Here is a 17502-nt window from a genome sequence, read left to right as displayed (position 1 = left end):
GCTGGTGTCTTTGTCGCCACATCTGCTGGCAACTCAGGTGCCGATGTTGGCCCCAGCAGCGTGGCCCACAACTCCCGTGGACCACGACAGTGGCGGCTAGCACGCACGACCGTGGCGCCGTCAAGACTGTCACCACGTTTGATGAGGCTTCCGACAACCAAGAGGGCGACACCTACGAGGGGGTTGGTGTCGGGGACGGCGTTGACTTCTCCGACGTCATCCTCAGTGTCGACGCTGCCGCTGAAGGCGTTTCGGCAGAAGATGCAGCCTTGTGTCTGCTCGATGTTGACCCGGCGACTGACGGAAACCAGCCGAGCTTGGACCCGGCCCTCGTTGACGGCAAGGTCGTGTTGTGTGACCGCGGCGTCATTGCCCGCGTCGACAAGAGCGCAACGGTCGCCGAGGCCGGTGGCGTCGGCATGGTCTTGGGCAATGTGAGCCCAGGTCAGTCCCTGGACGCCGATTTCCACTCAGTGCCGACAATTCACGTCGACTCAACGGTGCGCGAAGCACTCGTCACCTACGTCGAGTCCGCCGATGCAGCACAGGTCAAGATTTCGGCGCAGGACGACACACCCGTCGTAGCTCCCGAAATGGCTGGCTTCTCCTCCTACGGTCCGGCTACTGCTGGTGGCGGCGACCTGCTTAAGCCAGACATCACGGCTCCTGGAGCCAGCATCGTGGCGGCATATCACAATGACCGCACGAGCGGTGATCCAGCGTTCAACAGCATTTCAGGCACATCCATGTCGGCACCGCACATCGCCGGCCTGGCTGCGCTGATGATGCAGCAGTATCCAGACTGGAGCCCATCAGCCGTGAAATCGGCCATGATGACGACGGCACGCGACGTCAACACGGCTGGTGACCCGATCCAGCGCAACGGTGAAGACGCTTCACCGCTGGACTTTGGTGCAGGCGAGGTAGTTCCGGCCCTCTTACAACCCTGGCCTGGTCTATGAGTCCGGTGCCGCGGAGTGGTTTGAGTACGCCTGCGCGATCGGGCAATTCCAGCTTATTGGGCAGGACTGCTCTGGCTTCGAAGACTCGGACCCCAGTGACGTCAACTACCCCAGCATTTCGATCGGTGCCTTGGCTGGCGAGCAGACCGTCACTCGCACGGTGACCAACGTGAGTGATGCAACGCAGGATGTCGACGCATCGGTCGTCGCACCAGAAGGGTTGGCTATCAGCGTCTCGCCCGAGACCTTGCGCATCCCGGTTGGCGAGACTGCTGACTTCGAGGTCACGATCTCGGCTAATGGCGCACCCGCAGGCGAGTGGTCATTCGCGCAACTCACCTGGGGCAACGACTCCATCAATGTCGAAAGCCCGATCGCTGTGCTGCCGTCAGCTATCAGCGTCCCGGAGGAAATCTACGAGACCACCACGGAAGGCAGCACTGATTTCCAGTTCACCACCGCCGATGCGGTGCAAGCAGACCTAACGGTTGATGGTCTCGAGCCTGCCACGGTGGTTCCGGTTGAGGTCACACGCGACCCCTCCACGGTCAACGACTACACCGGCGTCATGAGTATTCCCGAGGGAACCTCGGTGGCTCAGGTGTCCACGTTTAACGAGGGGGTCAGCGCCGCTGATATTGACCTGTCGGTCTACGACTCGAGTGGTTCCCTGGTCGCTTCCAGTGGCAATGGCGACTCTACGGAGCAAGTCCGACTGCTGAATCCAGCCGCCGATGAGTACTTCGTCACGGTGGATCTCTTCTCTGAAGAGCCAAACGCAACGGTTGAGCTCAACCAGTGGGTGCTGACGGAGTCTGCGGACAATATGACTGTTGACCCGAGCACGTTCGAAACGGCCGCTGGCGTCCCCAACGATTCGACGCTTTCGTGGTCAGGTCTGGACGCTGGCACCAGGTATCTCGGAGCCATCAGCTACTCATTGGATGGCACCAACCTGGCCACAACGGCAGTTGTGGTCGACCCCGCGGACGCGCTCGAAGTTGAGCGCATCTCGGGTGACAACCGCTTTGAGACCGCCGCGGAGATCGCACAGAGTTACCCGAGCGATGTCGACACGGTCTATCTCGCAAGCGGGTTGGCCTTCGCTGATGCTCTCTCGGGCGCATCGCCTGCCTCGCAGTCGCAGGGCACCGGCACCATGGAAGCCGCAGGCGTGGCCGCTCCGATTCTCCTCACGGAGTCTGACGAGTTGCCCCCGCAACGGTTGCCGCCATGGAAGCCATCGCCCCGGCGAGTGTCATCATTTTGGGCGGCACTGGCTCGGTGAGCCAGGCCATCCAGGATTCGCTGGAAGCAGACGCCAACGTTGTTCGGATTGGCGGGACCAACCGCTACGAGACATCCGCCAACGTTGCGATGGAGCTCTACCCATCAGGTGTGGACACGGTTTACATCGCCAGCGGTGAGAATGGCGCGTTCGCTGACTCGCTCAGCGGTGGCGCATTGGCCGGATCCGAAGGCGCTCCTGTGCTGTTGACTCGCGGCGATCGCGTCGAGGACTCAACGCAAGCGGCGCTGGACTACCTCGGCGCAGAGAACGTCGTTGTTCTCGGTGGCAAATCGTCGGTCGAGCCAGCTGTCTACGACGCTGTAGGCGCCACGGATCGCTTGTCCGGCGACAACCGGTACCTCACTGCGGTAGCCATTACGCAGGCATACGACGCCGAACAGCCGAAGACGTTCCTGGCCTCGGGCAACGCTTGGCCGGACGCCCTAGCTGGCGCTGGTCTGGCTGGCTACGAGGGTGTGCCGATGCTGCTCACCAACACCGCGTCGGTGCCCGACTCGGTCATGGGTGAGTTGGACCGGCTGTCCCCCGCTGGCGTCACCATCTTGGGTGGCACGGCAGTGGTCAGCCAGGAAGTTGAGGACGCGTTGAACGTGGCGCTCCCCGCCTGGGCTGAGTAACCTCACCGCATAGCGACACCTTTGAAGGCCCGGTTCCTGGAGACAGGAACCGGGCCTTCATCACCTTCTGCAGCTGACCAGCGCTACCGCAGCGAGCCAACCCAACCGACAGCCCGCTTAGCCCCGCGGGTTGCGCTCATAACGGATACCCAGGGCAAGCAGCGCGCCACCAACCAGAGCAATGGTCAGCCAGCGAGGCAAATAGACCGCGTAGGGAGCGACTTGGGAGACACCGACCAGCAAGGTGACGAAGGCGCAGACGACCACCAACCGGCGCTGCGGGAGTGCCGCGTACAACACCGAGATGGCACCCACGACGCAGAGGACTACGACGGGCATCGTGACGGCTGGGCCGGAAACCAAGGCAACCGTGAGGGCCCCGTCAGCGGAAGTCGACAGTCGATGCACCGCTCGCCTCTCGGTGGCAGCCTGGAGCCGCATGCTGAACAGCGCGTGGAAGTCACTGCTCCTGCCCCGCTCCATGCGCGAGCAGCGCAAACGAAACCAGCCAATGGGTCGCCATGAAGTCTCCTTCAACGATGTCGCTCAGCGCACTTCTCCCCTGGGCGTCGGCGGCTGCGCCTATCCGCTGACGGGCGTCATCACCCAGGCAGTCGGAGAGGGCACGCAACTGCCAGGCCCGAGAGAGTGCTAACCCGCGTAGGTGCACAAATTGCCCGTCGTTGCCATCAAGCACTTCAGGCACCGCGAGGAGTTGCGGGTGCCCGCCCGTGCCCCAGCCAGGCAGAAAAGCCGCCAGCCACGGCTCAAACTCGGCTTCGGGCAGCACTCGACTCATCAGCATTGCCTCGCACAGCGCCGGTGAGAGGAAGTCACTGCCGCTGGGCTCATATCTCGTTTGATAGTCCACATCCGAGCCGAACCACTCGCGGGCTCGGGTTTCAATGGCGGCGCACACGTCGTGGCGCTCAAGGCGGGCGAATGCGTCGAGCAGCAACGTCAAGGCAAACGCATCGTTCTGGTGTTTTCCATGCCGGACCGGGTATGCCTGGCGCGGCAGCCACGCATGAGTCGCCTGAGCGATCTGGTCCAACAGTGGCTGAACCGCAGCCGCGGCAGCCTTGAGTTCCGCGAGCCGACTTCCTGAAGCGCGGCACCCAATTGCGCCGCCCACGCCCAGCCATACGGACGCTCGAAACCTGGATGATCCTTCAAATAGCGCACTTCGACCGCCAAGTTCTCGGCGCTCAGTCGATTGACGAGCAGCGCGAGCCCGCGGCGGCGAGTATCGGCCCGGAGGTCATCGGGATAGTTGCTCAGCAGATGCAGCAGGCTCCACTGCATGTGCACGCTGGAGTGCCAATCCAAGGATCCCCAAAGGCAGGGTGCAGGCGCTGCGGGGTGATGTCGACGTCTTCTGGGCCCCTGGCCAGGTGGCCGGAGGAGTAGGGGTAGGGCCGCTCGATCACCTCAATGGCAATCGCTGCCCAAGCTTGGGCATATTCACGGACCGTCGCGGAGTGCAGAGCCATATTCCTTTCTACACTGGGGCGGTGAACTCGACACTGCCGTCCAGCGACTTTTATTACATTGCCTTAGGCGAGGACCGCTATCAGCCGACGATCCACACCCAAGGTGCCTGGTCTGCGCTGGAGCAGCACATGGCACCGGTAGGTGTTGCTCACGCACGCCCTAGAACGCCACGCGCCAAGGCCCGAAATGCAACTGGGCCGAGTCACCTTCGACATCCTGGGCATGATCCCCGCCCAAATCAGCAGCATCACCACCCAAACGTTGCGGCCGGGCCGGACGATTGAGCTCATCGAAGCCTCAATGTCGGTTGGTGATCGAGTCGTCGTGCGCGCGACTGCTTGGCGGCTTTCGGTCCAAGACACCGAGGAAGTAGCGGCTAGCGAGGCGCCCGCGCTGCCAGCGCCAGACGAGTGCCCGCCCTGGGGTGGCATGGGTCGTTGGGGCGGCGGGTACATCGAATCGGTGGAGTTCCGGGCCGTGCCTGGCTCTCGCCCCGGTGCCGGGGCAGCCTGGTTGCAGACCCTTATGGACTGGTCGATGGCGAGGAGAGCACAGCGCTAGCCCGGTACGTGGGCCTGGTCGATACTGCCAACGGGATCGGCCCACGGCAGGGCCCGAAGCCTGGATGTTTCCGAACACCGACCTCAGCATCCACTTATTCCGAGCCCCGGAACTGCCCTGGGTTGGTCTCTGTGCGCAGGCATCCTGGGGCGCTACCGGGCTAGGGCTCACCACCACCTCTGCATGACGTCCACGGCCCGGTGGGTCAGGCCAGCCAAGCGTTGACCATTAGGCCCCAACCCACGAAGGCCTAGCCCGCGGAACCTCACCATGAGGCGTAACGTCGTAAACCCATGAAGGCATTCACGAGTTTCAGCACCGGCGCGCTGGTCTTGGCGTTGCTCACGGCCTGCTCCATCTCGCAGGACTGCGCCGATGGCGCCGATTGCGCACCCCTGATGGTCAGCCGGTCGCGTCCACGGCCAGCCCCAACACTCCAGAAACTGAGGCAGCCGAGATGAACGACGAACGGGTGCAGGCTGCTGTCGCCGATCTAGGCAGTCGGTGGGACGTGTCGCAGGAGGAGATCCAGATCGCTTATCACCGTTCGGTGACCTGGTCTGATGGCTCAGCCGGCTGCCCCAAGCCTGGCGAGGTCTACACCCAAGCCCTGATGCCCGGCGAACTGCTGATCTTGTCTGTTGATGGCGAGCAAGCCAACTACCACTCAGCTAATGGCGGGAATTTTGCCTACTGCGACTCCCCCACGCCGCCCAGCAAAATCGAACCGGTCAACCCAGACATCTAGCCAACGCCAATCAGCGCTACGCTGGCAGATTGAGTCGCAGACTTATCTCCTGGCCCGTCGTGAACTCCACTGCCGGAGCAGCGATGGCGTCTACCTCGCCCATCCCCTCCACATGCACCACGAGACGGGTCTGCTGGGCACCTGGGCTGGCCCGGCGCACTAAGCCTTTTAACGATCCGCCCTGGTCAGCGGCCAGGGCTGAGGGCCGCAATCCCACAGTCTGACCGTGCCAGGCCACATCCGCGATCGCAGCGACCCGCCCCGCCGCTGCGTCACGGAAGAAGGACGTATAACCCAAGAACGAGGCAACGTCTTTGGAGACCGGCTCTCGCCATACCTGACGGGTGTCGCCCACCTGCACCAACTGACCAGCCAACATGACCCCCATCCGATCAGCCATGGTGAAGGCCTCGTCGTGATCGTGGGTGACCATAATCGCCGTTGTCTTGGTGCGCACCAAGATCTCGCGCAGATCGGTGGCCAAGCGATCACGCAACGATCGGTCCAAGGCCGAGAGCGGCTCATCGAGCAACAACAGCGTGGGCTTGGCCGCCAATGACCGGGCTAGTGCCACTCGCTGCTGTTCGCCGCCGCTGAGGGTCGCCGGTCGGCGCTCTTCATATCCCGGGAGCCCGACGACCTCCAGCAGTTCCGTCACCCTGGCCACACGCTCAGCCCGTGGCAGCCCTTGCAACTTCAGGGCATAGCCAACGTTGTCGCCCACGGATCGCTGAGCAAACAGTTGCCCGTCCTGAAACATCAAGGCAAAACCACGTTGGTGGGCGGGCACACCCGCTAGATCACGACCGTTGAGCGAGACCCTGCCCTGTTCCAGTGGCTCTAGCCCAGCAATCGCACGGAGCAAGGTTGATTTGCCACAACCTGACGGCCCCAGGATGGCCAACACCTGCCCCTCACTCAACTGAAAACCAGCGCCCTGAACAGCCAATTCGCCATCGAAGGCCACGTGGGCGTCGGCGACGTTCAGCATCGGCATCTCCTGTTCGCGCGGCTGCGTCATAGCTGGCCCACTCCCTCACCCGCAGGCGCTCAACCAACGACATCACGGCGACCGTCACTACGCTCAACAGGACCGAGGCCGCGAGCGCCATCTGCAGATTGTCCACTCCGGGCCTGCCAATCAGGTCAAAGATGACGACCGGCACGGTTGGCCGATCCGGTCGAGCCAAAAGCTCGTCGCCCCAAACTCACCTAGCGAAACTGCAAACGCGAATCCGGTGGCGGCCAAAGAGGCTTGGCAATGACCGGCCAGTCAACGGTCCAGGAAGCCCGGATGGGGCCTGCCCCCAAGGCGGCCGCAGCTGGCGCAGCCGCGGATCAACTCCACGCAACACTGGCGTCAGAGTGCGGACCACCAGCGGCATCGCTACCATCGCTTGGGCAATGGGCACCAAAATCGCCGACGAGCGCAGGTCCAGGGGCGGACGGTCCAGGGTGATCAAAAGCCAATCCGATCGTCACCGCAGAGACACCCAGCGGCAGCATGATGGCGGCATCTAACCCGGCGATGAACCTGCGGGCTGACCGACGGCGAGGTCGGCGCGAGACCACGATCGAGACAATCACGCCAAGCAGCATCGCGATCAAGGTTGCGTCGAAGGCCGTTCGCAGGGAGTTTTCCATGGCATCCAGGACGCTCACTCGTAGCGCAGGGACTGCCTCCGGCTCGGCCAACAAACGGTAGGCCCGCAGAGTAAACCCTTCCCCGTCGTGAAAACTGCGCCAGATCAGCGTGCCCACCGGCAACAAAATCAGGACCATCGCCCCGGCAGCGATCACCAGCGCCGGCAAGTCAACAAGGCCTGGTCGCCGCAGGGTTTGGGCACCCGAGCGCCGCAAGGATTGCTCACGCGATGACCTGGCGCGCTGCGCCAACACCAACATGAGCACGACACCGATGAGTTGCAGGGTCGAGAGGACCGCGGCGGCCTGCAGATCTAAGAACTGAGTGGTTAGCAGGTAGATCTCGGTCTCGATGGTGCCGTACTTCAAGCCGCCGAGGGTGAGCACGACGCCGAACGCTGTGGAGCAAAGAGGAAGACAAGTGAGGCCGCCGAGACAATCGCCGGCGTCAATGCCGGCAAGGTGACGGTGCGCAAACTTGCCACGGGGTCGCTCCCAAAGTGGCCGCTGAGTCTTCTGCCCGAGTGTCCAGGCCTTCCCAGGTGCCACCCACAGTGCGCACTACCACGGCCAGATTGAAGAAGACATACGCCAGCAGGATCGCCCATGGCGTGCCATCCAGGCCCATGAAGCCCAGCGGCCCCGATGTCGACAACAACGCTCGGAACATCACACCCACGACGACCGTAGGCAGCACGAACGGCATCACCACAATGGCTCGCAGCAGCCCCCGGCCCGGGAAGCGTAGGCGATAGAGCACATAGGCCAACGGAACACCCAGGCAAGTCGTGATGGTCGTGCCAGCCAGCGCCATACCGAGGGTGAAGCCGATGACTCGAATGGTGCGATCGCGGCCAAGCACCTCGGCTACCCCGGAGAAGTCCCACGCGCCATCGGGATAAAAGCCCCGCGCCAACATGCCGGTCAAGGGCAGCACAAAGAACACCGCGAGGAAGGCAAGCGGCAGCACCATCAAGGCAGCCAGAAGCCACCCTGATGGTGCCGATTTCCAGCGGCTCAACACCAGCGCGGTGCCCTACTGGGTGGCAATGTCAGCCCATTCGCGCACCCAGGTCTCCCGGTTTGCGTCGATCTGCGCCGCATCGACCGTGATGGGCTCCGGTGCGACATCAGCAAACTCAGCCCAGGCTTGCGGTAACTCAACAGCGTCATCAACGGGGTAGACGTACATCGTTTCCGGCAACGCTGCCTGCATCGGCTCGCTCAGCAAGAAGTCGATGAAGGCCTGTGCCCCTCCGGGTTGTTGGCTCCTCCAGCACCCCGGCATATTCGACCTGTCGGAAGCACGTGTCGAGCAGTGCACTGGTCGTCGGCTCCGATTCGCCTTCGGGGATCGTGAACGGCGGTGAAGACGCATAGGACACCACGATGGGACGGTCACCGTCGCCTCCGCCGGCAGTGAAGTCCACCGAATAGGCATCGGACCAACCGCTGGTCACCCGTGCGTCGTTGGCCATCAGGTCGTTCCAATAGTCGAGCCAGCCGTCTTCACCGAAGTGGCCCACCGTGGCCAACATGAAGGCCAAGCCCGGGCTGGACGTGTTGGCGCCAGGCGTCACGAAAAGCCCTTCGTACATGGGGTCGGTGAGATCTTCCAGGGAAGATGGCGGTTCAATGCCCTCCTCCTCGAACCAGACATCGTCGATGTTGACGCAGACGTCACCGAAGTCGATCGGAGTGAGCAGGTCTGCGCCTTCGCCGCTGAGCTGATCATCGGCAGCGCTGTCCGGCAGGCCCGGAGACGCGTAGGCCGCTAAGACCCCTTCGTCCACCGCGCGGGAGGCGAAAGTGTTGTCGATGCCAAACACGGCATCGCCCAGCGGACTGCCCTTGGTCAAGATGATCTGGTTGGTCATCTCGCCACCGTCGCCTGAACCCAAGATCGTCGCTTCATATCCCGTCTCCTCGGTGAACTGGGCCAGCAGTTCTTCGGGGACGGTGAACGAATCGTGGCTGACGACTACGACTTCGCTCGTGGCCGAGTCTGCCGTGCCACTCGAGTCGCTGCTCGAGTCATCGGACGAGCCGAGCGAGCAAGCCGAAAGGCCTAGGCCCGCCGCCAGTGCTAGGGCGAGCGTGCCGGTGGACCGGCGCCGGACATGCCTGGATGTGGTGGTGTGCATGCAAAGCCTCCATAATTTAGGAGGGGATCGACGCCGGGTATGACGTCTTGCGAGTCTCGACTTCCTCCACCGGTACTAACCGGATCAGGTTCGAGGGTCTGCGGCTAGGTGCCGCACTCTCAGCGCTGCTTGCGCTCCCCTGTCGTGTGCACTCTCGACACTACACCTCCACTGCCGTCTTCACACTCGCGGTATGGCACTCTAGGGTAATGGGAAATCTGGTTTGGAAAGTTGTCGCCACTGGTGCCGCGATCGGTGCAAGCACAGTCGCGCGTAAGGTCACCGATGGCACGTGGAAGTTCGTGTCCGGCAAGGAAACCCCAAGAACCCCGAAGACCCAGATATCCAGTGGGGCGAAGCTATCGCTTTCGCCGTCTTCTCAGGCGCCGTCGTCGGCCTTACCCGGATGCTGGCTAACCGTCAGGCGGCTGCTCTCTACAAGCGCTCAACGGGCGCCCTGCCCAAGGACGTCGCCAAGAAGAGCGGCAAGTAAACACCCTCCCAGCAGCACTGCCAGCAATTCATGGGATGGTAAGAACGTGGTAGTTCTCCTGTCCATGATTTCGCTGGGCGTGATCTTGCTGATCATGCTCGGCCGCTGGATCCAGCCCTATTCCAAGCGCAAGCCGATCTATCAGTGGTCCCTCAATGACTACGGCGGTCACATGGTGCGCGGACTCAGCGTCTTTTGGGCCGCCGGAGAGCGCAGCACCTACCGAATGGATCGGCTGCACGAAGAAGCAGGCCGTGACCCTAAGCGAGAGCCGGAGGGCTTGGGGATCATGGACGCGCCGTATCTGGATGACCCGGATGACCCACGCGGCAAGTTGGACCCACCACGTCCCCGCGATGAAGACCCCGACGTCGATCCTGATCATCCGCAGCGACCTTCTGCCCAGGCAACCTGCGCGAGTCATGAATGAGTCAGCGGCGCCCCTGCGCATCTTGATCGCCTACTCATACACGATGCACTACCGACTAGGCGTCTTTTCTGCCCTGGTTGATCACCCAGACGCTGACGTCACGATCGCTGCTGGCCGCACGGTCTTGCGCCATGCAGCGCAAAAGGTCGAGCCCATTGACCCCGATGAATTGGCAGCCTTGCAGTGGCACGACACCAAAGCCTGGCGCTCACTGCGGTGGCAGCCCACGCTCCTTAAAGAGACCTTGGCAGATGGCTACGACGTGGTCATCTGGGATCCATCCATCCATTGCCTCACCATGTGGGCCTCCTCTATCCGGCTCAGGTTGAGTGGTCGCACGTTGGGCTATTGGGGCCTGGGGTGGACCAGCACGCATGGCGCTGTGAAGGAACGGCTCAAAGTGGCCGGATTTCGCTTGGCCCAGGGCTTTCTGACTTATGGCCATCGCTCCAAGGAACTCGCGATCGAGGCTGGCTACCCCGGCAACGCGGTGTATGTCGTGGGCAACAGCATGATTGACAGCCCTGCGGCAGCGCAGATCGCCGCGGACGGGATGCCTGGCCTGTCCAGCCCTGCGGATCCGCTTGTGCTGGGAGTGTCTCTGCGGCTCACCGCCAGAAAGCGAGTGGACCAACTTATCCGCGCGGCCGCAGCCCTGCAGCACAGTGGTCAACCCGTCCAGGTGCTCATTGTCGGAGATGGCCCCGAGCGTCCAAGCCTGCAAAGGCTCGCCGAAGAGCTTGAAGTGGATGCGACCTTCCTTGGTGCGCTCTACGACTCGGCGGCCATCGCCGACTACTACCGACGCCTACACATCACAGTTATCCCTGGTCACGCAGGACTAACAGTCATTCAGTCCCTGATGTTTGGCCGACCAGTCGTGACTCACTCCAACACCGATCAGCACGCCGCCGAGTGGGAGGCGTTGCGCGATGGAATCAGTGGATCGTTCTTTGCTGAGAATGACCTCGGGGACCTGACTCGACACATCGCTGAAGTGGCGTCGCGGATCCGCGACGACTCGCGATCGGTCTCTCGGGCATGCCGTGAGGACTATGTGGAGCACGGCGATCCGCGAGCGCACGCGGACCGAATCGTCACCGCAGCCCAAAGATCCGGGCCCAAGCAAAGGCTTGAGTCCGGATCTCTTGATCACGCGATTGGCCTACTTGGCCGGGGTGGACTCCCCCACCTGCGGGCGCAGCAAGTTTTCCTGGTCCTGCTTCCACAGATCAACGAGTCCGCGGAAGTGGCCCAAGAACTTCTCGTGCTCGTGCTCGGGGTAGGTGGACTTCACTGTGTCGACAATAATGTCGTCGAACGCTGGAGACGACACCCAGTCCAGGACAGCTTCAGGCAGGTGCGAGAGGTGCTCATTGCACCAATCCCAGTAGCGATCGGCCTCAAAGTGATCGTCGGCCAACGCGCGGTAGCCCAGCATCTTGTCTTGGTAGGACAGCGACTCATCGTCAGCAATGTCGAAGTAGCGACGCGTTTCGAGGTCGACCTTGCCGCGGCGGCCTGTCACCAAGCAGTACGTTGACCAGCGCACCAACGCGGTCATCGCCCAAGGGAAGTAATAGTGCAGCGACGTCAGACTGACGTCAGGGCAGGCGTTGGCGTAGTCAATCGGGTGCACTTCGTCGCCGGTGACCAGCATCTCAGCCGAGTTGAACTCCCAGCCGAAGAAGGCGTTGACCACCTTGCTGACCGTCTCGGCTTCCCAGCCGGCCTGCTCAGACAGGAAGTCGTGCGTCACGGCATACCTGTTGTGCATTGGCTCGTCGGGACGGAAGTCCATCACCATGGTCTCGGGGCCAATAGAGAGCGCCCGGGCGAAGTGCTCAAAGTCGACCGTGGCCTGCAGGTGCATCAACATTTCGCCGGACTCGTCGTACGACTTGTGCAGGTCTTCGCGGTTGTCGACTCGCGAAACACCACGCCAGCCACCACCGTCGAACGGCTTCATGTACAGCGGATAGCCCAAGTCGTCGGCGATCGCTTCGAGGTCAAAGGAGTCGTTGTACTTCTCGGCGGTGTAAGCCCAGCGGGTGTTGTCCAGCGGATTCTTGTAGGGCACCAGAACGGTGCGGGGGACCTTAAGGCCGAGACGCAGCATGGCGCAGTACGCGCTGTGCTTTTCCATCGACTGGAAAGTGAAGGGGCTGTTCAGCAGGTAGGTGTCATCCGTGAGCGCGGCTTTCTTCAGCCACTCTCGCGGGTGGTAGTACCAGTGCGCCAAGCGGTCGATCACGAGCTCGGCCGCACCGGGTCGGTGAGGTCAAGGGTGTGATCCGAAGTCGCTCGCTGGTGAACTCAAACGTGGTGTCGCCGGAAGTCACCGGACCCACCATGCCGAGAATCTGCTCGAAAGCCTTGGGCCAATCTTCTTCTGCTCCCAGAAGGAGCCCGATCAGAGGTGAGCGCGTCGACGTCATGAAGAAAACCTATCGGTTTTGAGCACGGAAATGGTCACTTTTTCACAACTTACTCAGGTGAAGCGGTGCAGATGGTGAGCGACCTGTTTGCGCCACCAAGGCCAGTCGTGGGCGGAGTCATGACCCCAGACATCGAGCTCATGACGAATATCCTTGTCAGCCAGCACGCTAGCCATCGTCTGGGCGCCCGGCAGCGACTTCGTCGGGTGCACTTCGAAGGGGCCCTGACCAACCACGAGCACGATATTTGCGTGCTGACGGACCCAGTCCAGATGGCCCCCATCCATATTCGCCACGTATGCAGTGGGGTTGGCGAAATACGTTGCCTCGCCCAACTCACCCCAACCGTTCCATGTCGAGGGGTCAAAGTTGCCGGACAACGAAATGGCGATGGGGAAGAGATCAGGGCGCTTCAGCCCAAAGTTCACCGCGTGATACCCGCCCAGGCTGCACCCGGTGGTGATGATGCCGTGGTGGTCGGGAGAATCGTCCGCGATCGTCGGCACCACGTGTTCGTAGATGAAGTTCTCGTAGTAGCCATGCTGCTGAGCTCGTGCCTCTGTCGGCAGATCGTTCTGCGACCAGGACAAGTGGTCAAAGGAATCCACGCAATACAGCTTGATACGGCCCGCCTCGATCAGTGGCCGCAGAGCCTCGACCATGCCGTTGTTTTCGTAGTCCCAGGCTCGCCCCGCTTCCGAGGGAAAGGCCAACACTGGGCGACCAAAGTGGCCGTACCTAATCAGGGCTCCGGGACGATCCAGCCCATTGCTCCAAAACTCCACTTGCTCGCGCTCCATGACCCAACCTCACTTGTGCGGACGTGCGTGATGACGCCAAGCGTGCCACAGACCGCTCTAACGCAGGATCAAAAGCCCATCTTGGTGCTCAGCAGAGCAACCTGGTCACGATTGGCACCGCCGTGCCATCTCAACTTTTTGGGCGCGCACCGGATGACTTTGCCTTCTCGCTATCGCCCGACGGGACGATTTCCTGTTGCGGCACGACTATCGCCCCTAAACCCACACAAACACCCAGTTCACGCGCCTCTCAAGGTCGTCCTGCACACTCGGACGACTCCATACTTGTGACTCATGACCTTGCGCATCGGACTCCTCGGACGGGGCCGCCTGGGCTCCCTCGTGGAAGCCGCAGCGGACTCCGCTAGCGATGCTGTCGTGCTGTGGTCCGTGGGCCGTGGCGATATCCCCCGTGAGTCAGTCGATGTTGCGATTGATGTCAGCACGGCAGAGGCGGTCCCGAGCCATCTTGAGTGGGCCCAGCAAACGCAGACGAACCTTGTCCTTGGGGTGACAGGTTGGGACCGCGATCACGCTGTCCTGGCGGCCCTGCGCGAACAGGGCAGCGGCGGGCCCATCGGCGTGCTGGTGGCCCCCAACTTTTCACTCTCGGTCGCGTTGATGCATCGGATGTCGTCCGTGCTGGGACGCTACGCCACGCAACTCGGCCCGTCCGCTGACCTGGCGATCTCAGAAACCCACCATCGCGCCAAGGTCGACTCCCCAGCGGCACCGCCGTTTCACTGCGCTCCACCCTCGCGAATGCAGCAGATCGCAGCGAGACCGAAATCCAGACGACAAGCCTGCGCGTCGGAGCCGTCGTTGGACAACACCACGTGCGCGTCGAGACGGATCTCGAAACCATCCAGATCAGCCATTCAGCTCACGATCGCTCCGTTTTCGCCAATGGCGCCCTGCGGCCGCGCGCTGGCTGGATGGCAAGAAGGGTGTCTTCACCGTGGACGACTGGGCCGACGACGAGTTGGCCCACCTCTTCGCGCCACAGCCATAACGACCCCACCCACGAAGTACTCACTCAAAATATCCTTAAGGAGGATCGACCATGAGCTCACTCTTCACCGGTCTCGGCGTAGCACTCGCTACCCCGTTCGCCGACTTCTCATCATCAGCAGGTGCAGCCGTTAAGTCGGCCTCCACCCGAGCACCGCAGCCACCACTGGACCTGCCCGCTTGGGAGCGTCTCGTCAATCACGTCATTTCAGGCGGAGCCGACTACGTGATCGTTTTGGGCTCAACTGGCGAAGCGGCCACCATCAGTGAGGATGAGCGGGCTCAATTGATCACCAGCGCCGTTGCGCTCGCGGCCCCCACGCATACCCCGGTCGTGGTGGGCGTTGGTCACAACGACACCGAGCGGACCTGCGACTTGGCCGAGGCGGCTGCCGCGGCCGGCGCTGACGGAATCTTGGTCGTCGCGCCGTTCTACAACAAGCCACAGCAGTCAGGGATCGTGGCGCACTTCGCGGCAGTAGCTCAATGCGTGCCCGACCTGCCGATCATCGCCTACAACGTGCCGAGTCGCACCGGCACCAACATCACCCCAGCCACCATGCAACTCATCTGGGCTATTCCGAGCGTCGTCGCACTCAAGGAATCCTCGGGAGATATGGGCCAGATGATTACCCTCATTCAAGAAGCCCCAGCTGGTTGCGACGTCCTCTCTGGTGAAGACAACTTGGCCCTGCCAGCGATCGCGGTTGGCGCGCGCGGGTTGGTCTCGGTATGCGGCAATGTCGCCCCAGCGCATACCGCTGGTTTGGTGCACGCGGCGATGGCCGATGACATGCCCGCAGCACGCCGGCTCGCCACTGACCTAGCGCCCTTGATGGAGGCCATGTTCGTCGAGACCAACCCGGTCCCGGTCAAGGCCGCTATCGCTTCGCTGGGTTTGGCCAGCAGTGCAGTGCGGATGCCGTTGATCAAGGCCTCAATGGACACATGGAGGCAGGTACACCTAGCCCTGGCCGGACTAAACCTGCACCGGATGGCGCCCGTCTCGGTGCGCTCGTCGGCACTGGCTGCGGTTGCTCCAACAGTGCGTCACGAAGCCGCAGCTCGGGTATGACCGCGGCACTTGAAGACTTCTTTGGGCAGCCGGTTGCCGAGGCTGCTGCACATCGCGATGCGCCAGCCTATGTCGCCGATCTCCTCAACGCACTTGAGGATGGAACTGCACGAGCGGCCACCCAGCGCGATGGTCAGTGGATGGCCCACCCGTGGGTGAAGCACGGCATCCTGACCGCTTTTCGCCTCAGCAACCTCATCAACATGGACTGGCCTGGTGGCGCCGTCGATAAGGACCTCATCCCGGCCCGTGATTTCACGGTGGCTGACGGCGTGCGCATTGTCCCTGGCGGCACCTCTGTGCGCCGGGGAGCGCACGTGGCCTCCAGCGTCGTCGTGATGCCACCGAGTTACGTCAACATCGGCGGGTATGTCGGCGCCAACTCCATGGTGGACAGTCACGTCCTCGTTGGGTCATGCGCCCAGGTGGGCAACGGGGTGCATCTCTCCGCAGCGGTTCAACTTGGCGGCGTGTTGGAGCCCATCGGTGCACGCCCAGTGATCGTCGAAGACGATGCGTTCATCGGCGCCCAATGCGGCCTGTATGAAGGCGTCGTCGTGCGGACCGGGGCCGTCCTGGCGCCAGGCGTCATGCTGACGGCTTCCAGCACCATTTTGACCTCGTCAATGAGCGGGAAGTCCGCGGAGAAGTGCCGGCTGGCGCGGTTGTTGTGCCCGGCAGCCGACCCGCCACCGGCGCTTTTGCCCAGCACCATGGGTTGTCGCTCTATGCGCCGATGATCGTCAAGTACCGCGACGACCGCACGGATGCAGCCACGCTGCTAGAAGACGCACTGCGGTGAGCGCCGCTGCAAGAGTGGCGGGGTTAACGACCTCGCCCATTCGAGCAATCGCTGCGGGCGCTCCGGCCGATGCGATCTCGCTGGCGCTCGGCGAGCCAGGCTGGGACTTCCCGTCCGTCGCTAGGGAGTCGTTGGCTGCCTGGAGTGCCACGGTGCAGCAATGCGCCTATGGGCCCAATACCGGCATTCCAGATCTAACAACAGCACTCGTCGACTACACCGGGGTGGATGCCGACCAGATCATGGTGACCGCTGGCAGTCAGGCCGGCATGTTCGCGGTCTTTCAAGCTCATGTCGAGCCAGGCTCGCAGGTCCTGATCCCCGACCCTGGCTTCCCTGCCTACGAGACGTTAGCCACCCTTGCTGGTGCCACGGCCATTCGTTACCCCTTGGGCACGGCTCACGAGCTAGATGCCAACTCCCTGATCAATGCACTCAACTCGGCGTCCCGTCCGTCGCTGGTGGTGATTGGCCACCCAGCCAATCCCACCGGCGGGGCAGCGAGCGCCCAGATGCTCAACCGAGTGGCTCAACACTGCGATCAACGAGGAGTTCCGCTCCTCAGCGATGAGGTCTATCGGGAGTTGTGGCTCGATCACCTCCAACCCTCGGTCCGCGAGGTCAGCAAAACGGCACTGGTGCTTGAGTCAGTCAGCAAGGGCTGGGCCGCCCCCGGGCTTCGAGTTGGCTGGGTCACCGGGCCTGCCACGCTCTTGGCCCCAGCCCGGCTGATCCACAACGCGATGAACACTGCACCGGCTCGACCCAGTCAAATAGCCGCCGCCGCGCTCGTCTCACACTCAGCTGAGGTGTTGACCGAATCTCGGGACCAGGTGCGAGCCCGCTGGGAGGTCTTGGCCAACAGCCCGCTCGCCCTACATTCGGCCCGCCGAGCACAAGCGGGGTTCTATCACTGGCTCGAACTGCCCCCTGGGCAGTAGCGGACCCGAGCGCCTTCATCCTGCGGGTTC

Annotated in this window: 21 protein-coding genes, 4 pseudogenes and 1 riboswitch; of the genes and pseudogenes, 13 read left to right on the top strand and 12 right to left on the bottom strand. The window is 62.7% G+C overall.

Annotation, left to right across the window (positions count from 1 at the left end):
• Positions 1-89: 89 nt before the first annotated feature.
• From L0A91_RS14390 to L0A91_RS14380, 3 genes are all read left to right on the top strand, one after another.
• Complete coding sequence (locus L0A91_RS14390) at positions 90-962, top strand: S8 family serine peptidase (RefSeq protein WP_235245046.1); 873 nt, start codon at positions 90-92, stop codon at positions 960-962.
• 130 nt (positions 963-1092) lie between these two features.
• Positions 1093-2250, top strand: coding sequence for a cell wall-binding repeat-containing protein (locus L0A91_RS14385; protein WP_235245045.1), 1158 nt, complete (start codon positions 1093-1095; stop codon positions 2248-2250).
• Positions 2196-2891, top strand: coding sequence for a cell wall-binding repeat-containing protein (locus tag L0A91_RS14380; RefSeq protein ID WP_235245044.1), 696 nt, complete (start codon positions 2196-2198; stop codon positions 2889-2891). Before L0A91_RS14385 ends, L0A91_RS14380 begins: the two co-directional genes overlap by 55 nt.
• A gap of 117 nt (positions 2892-3008) precedes the next feature.
• On the opposite strand, the gene L0A91_RS14375 is transcribed toward L0A91_RS14380, so the two are convergent.
• The 3 genes and pseudogenes from L0A91_RS14375 to L0A91_RS14365 all read right to left on the bottom strand — a co-directional run bounded on the left by L0A91_RS14375 (position 3009) and on the right by L0A91_RS14365 (position 4384).
• Positions 3009-3374 carry a hypothetical protein gene (locus tag L0A91_RS14375; RefSeq protein WP_235245043.1) on the bottom strand — a complete coding sequence of 122 codons (366 nt, stop codon included), beginning with the start codon at positions 3372-3374 and terminating at the stop codon, positions 3009-3011.
• Positions 3352-4202, bottom strand: a pseudogene (locus L0A91_RS14370) (DUF2891 family protein). Before L0A91_RS14370 ends, L0A91_RS14375 begins: the two are co-directional and overlap by 23 nt.
• Positions 4169-4384, bottom strand: coding sequence for a hypothetical protein (locus L0A91_RS14365; protein WP_235245041.1), 216 nt, complete (start codon positions 4382-4384; stop codon positions 4169-4171). Before L0A91_RS14365 ends, L0A91_RS14370 begins: the two are co-directional and overlap by 34 nt.
• A gap of 145 nt (positions 4385-4529) precedes the next feature.
• Here L0A91_RS14365 and L0A91_RS19260 point away from each other — a divergent pair, with 145 nt between their 5' ends.
• Together L0A91_RS19260 and L0A91_RS14355 are read left to right on the top strand one after the other, a co-directional pair.
• On the top strand, positions 4530-4946 hold the full coding sequence (locus L0A91_RS19260) for an acyl-CoA thioesterase domain-containing protein (RefSeq protein WP_311197857.1): 417 nt from the start codon (positions 4530-4532) through the stop codon (positions 4944-4946).
• Positions 4947-5331: 385 nt separating this feature from the next.
• Positions 5332-5694, top strand: coding sequence for a hypothetical protein (locus L0A91_RS14355; protein WP_235245040.1), 363 nt, complete (start codon positions 5332-5334; stop codon positions 5692-5694).
• A 16-nt stretch (positions 5695-5710) separates the two neighbouring features.
• Here L0A91_RS14355 and L0A91_RS14350 read toward each other — a convergent pair whose 3' ends face one another.
• The 5 genes from L0A91_RS14350 to L0A91_RS14335 form a co-directional block, all read right to left on the bottom strand.
• Positions 5711-6715 carry an ABC transporter ATP-binding protein gene (locus L0A91_RS14350; protein WP_235245039.1) on the bottom strand — a complete coding sequence of 335 codons (1005 nt, stop codon included), beginning with the start codon at positions 6713-6715 and terminating at the stop codon, positions 5711-5713.
• A 317-nt stretch (positions 6716-7032) separates the two neighbouring features.
• A complete protein-coding gene (locus tag L0A91_RS19255; protein WP_311197856.1) occupies positions 7033-7725 on the bottom strand; it encodes a hypothetical protein in 693 nt (230 codons plus the stop codon).
• A 61-nt stretch (positions 7726-7786) separates the two neighbouring features.
• Positions 7787-8362 (bottom strand): ABC transporter permease subunit, encoded by a 576-nt coding sequence (locus L0A91_RS19250; RefSeq protein WP_311197855.1) that lies wholly within the window; start codon positions 8360-8362, stop codon positions 7787-7789.
• A 12-nt stretch (positions 8363-8374) separates the two neighbouring features.
• Positions 8375-8542: a hypothetical protein gene (locus L0A91_RS14340; RefSeq protein WP_235245038.1), complete on the bottom strand. Its 168-nt coding sequence runs from the start codon at positions 8540-8542 to the stop codon at positions 8375-8377.
• A complete protein-coding gene (locus tag L0A91_RS14335) occupies positions 8511-9482 on the bottom strand; it encodes a thiamine ABC transporter substrate binding subunit (protein WP_235245037.1) in 972 nt (323 codons plus the stop codon). The genes L0A91_RS14340 and L0A91_RS14335 overlap by 32 nt, the downstream gene beginning before the upstream one ends.
• Positions 9483-9526: 44 nt before the next feature.
• Positions 9527-9633: riboswitch (TPP riboswitch) on the bottom strand.
• A gap of 141 nt (positions 9634-9774) precedes the next feature.
• Here L0A91_RS14335 and L0A91_RS14330 point away from each other — a divergent pair.
• Together L0A91_RS14330 and L0A91_RS14325 are read left to right on the top strand one after the other, a co-directional pair.
• Positions 9775-9975, top strand: a complete 201-nt coding sequence (locus tag L0A91_RS14330; protein ID WP_235245036.1) for a DUF4235 domain-containing protein — start codon at positions 9775-9777, stop codon at positions 9973-9975.
• Positions 9976-10021: 46 nt separating this feature from the next.
• Positions 10022-10405: a hypothetical protein gene (locus L0A91_RS14325; RefSeq protein WP_235245035.1), complete on the top strand. Its 384-nt coding sequence runs from the start codon at positions 10022-10024 to the stop codon at positions 10403-10405.
• 55 nt (positions 10406-10460) lie between these two features.
• Here the strand turns inward: L0A91_RS14325 and L0A91_RS17725 are convergent, their stop codons facing one another.
• The gene (locus tag L0A91_RS17725) at positions 10461-10595 is read right to left on the bottom strand and encodes a hypothetical protein (RefSeq protein ID WP_260115238.1); all 135 of its coding nucleotides are present in this window, start codon (positions 10593-10595) and stop codon (positions 10461-10463) included.
• A gap of 108 nt (positions 10596-10703) precedes the next feature.
• On the opposite strand from L0A91_RS17725, the pseudogene L0A91_RS20095 reads away from it, so the two are divergent.
• A pseudogene (locus tag L0A91_RS20095) lies at positions 10704-11348 on the top strand (glycosyltransferase); the annotation flags it as partial.
• 222 nt (positions 11349-11570) lie between these two features.
• Here L0A91_RS20095 and L0A91_RS14320 read toward each other — a convergent pair.
• Both L0A91_RS14320 and L0A91_RS14315 read right to left on the bottom strand, forming a co-directional pair.
• Complete coding sequence (locus L0A91_RS14320) at positions 11571-12659, bottom strand: hypothetical protein (RefSeq protein WP_311197854.1); 1089 nt, start codon at positions 12657-12659, stop codon at positions 11571-11573.
• A 237-nt stretch (positions 12660-12896) separates the two neighbouring features.
• Entirely contained in the window at positions 12897-13643 is a 747-nt protein-coding gene (locus L0A91_RS14315; protein ID WP_235245034.1) for an esterase family protein, read from the bottom strand.
• Positions 13644-13937: 294 nt separating this feature from the next.
• Between L0A91_RS14315 and L0A91_RS20090 the strand changes: the two are divergent.
• Positions 13938-14186, top strand: a pseudogene (locus L0A91_RS20090) (hypothetical protein); the annotation flags it as partial.
• A 200-nt stretch (positions 14187-14386) separates the two neighbouring features.
• Positions 14387-14503 (top strand): annotated as a pseudogene (locus tag L0A91_RS20085) (hypothetical protein); the annotation flags it as partial.
• Between the two features lie 23 nt (positions 14504-14526).
• Here the strand turns inward: L0A91_RS20085 and L0A91_RS14305 are convergent.
• Positions 14527-14679, bottom strand: a complete 153-nt coding sequence (locus tag L0A91_RS14305) for a hypothetical protein (protein WP_235245032.1) — start codon at positions 14677-14679, stop codon at positions 14527-14529.
• 27 nt (positions 14680-14706) lie between these two features.
• Here L0A91_RS14305 and dapA point away from each other — a divergent pair, with 27 nt between their 5' ends.
• The 3 genes from dapA to L0A91_RS14290 are packed head-to-tail and all read left to right on the top strand — an operon-like array spanning position 14707 to position 17472.
• Entirely contained in the window at positions 14707-15729 is a 1023-nt protein-coding gene (gene dapA / locus L0A91_RS14300; protein ID WP_235245031.1) for a 4-hydroxy-tetrahydrodipicolinate synthase, read from the top strand.
• A complete protein-coding gene (locus tag L0A91_RS14295; RefSeq protein ID WP_235245030.1) occupies positions 15726-16469 on the top strand; it encodes a 2,3,4,5-tetrahydropyridine-2,6-dicarboxylate N-succinyltransferase in 744 nt (247 codons plus the stop codon). Before dapA ends, L0A91_RS14295 begins: the two co-directional genes overlap by 4 nt.
• A 58-nt stretch (positions 16470-16527) precedes the next feature.
• A complete protein-coding gene (locus L0A91_RS14290) occupies positions 16528-17472 on the top strand; it encodes a pyridoxal phosphate-dependent aminotransferase (protein ID WP_235245029.1) in 945 nt (314 codons plus the stop codon).
• The last annotated feature ends 30 nt before the right edge of the window (positions 17473-17502 follow it).

Origin of the sequence: Ornithinimicrobium sp. INDO-MA30-4 (genome assembly GCF_021535045.1) — a bacterium.
Classification (GTDB): domain Bacteria; phylum Actinomycetota; class Actinomycetes; order Actinomycetales; family Dermatophilaceae; genus Ornithinicoccus.
Note: the sequence above shows the minus strand (reverse complement) of the source record. Positions and strands in the feature narration are given on the sequence as shown.

What these genes read in the sequence shown, in the direction of transcription:
- dapA (WP_235245031.1), top strand. Translation starts at nt 14,707, where the DNA reads ATGAGCTCACTCTTCACCGGTCTCGGCGTAGCACTCGCTACCCCGTTC.
- L0A91_RS14315 (WP_235245034.1), bottom strand. Translation starts at nt 13,643, where the DNA reads ATGGAGCGCGAGCAAGTGGAGTTTTGGAGCAATGGGCTGGATCGTCCC.
- L0A91_RS14335 (WP_235245037.1), bottom strand. Translation starts at nt 9,482, where the DNA reads ATGCACACCACCACATCCAGGCATGTCCGGCGCCGGTCCACCGGCACG.
- L0A91_RS14380 (WP_235245044.1), top strand. Translation starts at nt 2,196, where the DNA reads ATGGAAGCCATCGCCCCGGCGAGTGTCATCATTTTGGGCGGCACTGGC.
- L0A91_RS14365 (WP_235245041.1), bottom strand. Translation starts at nt 4,384, where the DNA reads ATGGCTCTGCACTCCGCGACGGTCCGTGAATATGCCCAAGCTTGGGCA.
- L0A91_RS14375 (WP_235245043.1), bottom strand. Translation starts at nt 3,374, where the DNA reads ATGGAGCGGGGCAGGAGCAGTGACTTCCACGCGCTGTTCAGCATGCGG.
- L0A91_RS14350 (WP_235245039.1), bottom strand. Translation starts at nt 6,715, where the DNA reads ATGACGCAGCCGCGCGAACAGGAGATGCCGATGCTGAACGTCGCCGAC.
- L0A91_RS14295 (WP_235245030.1), top strand. Translation starts at nt 15,726, where the DNA reads ATGACCGCGGCACTTGAAGACTTCTTTGGGCAGCCGGTTGCCGAGGCT.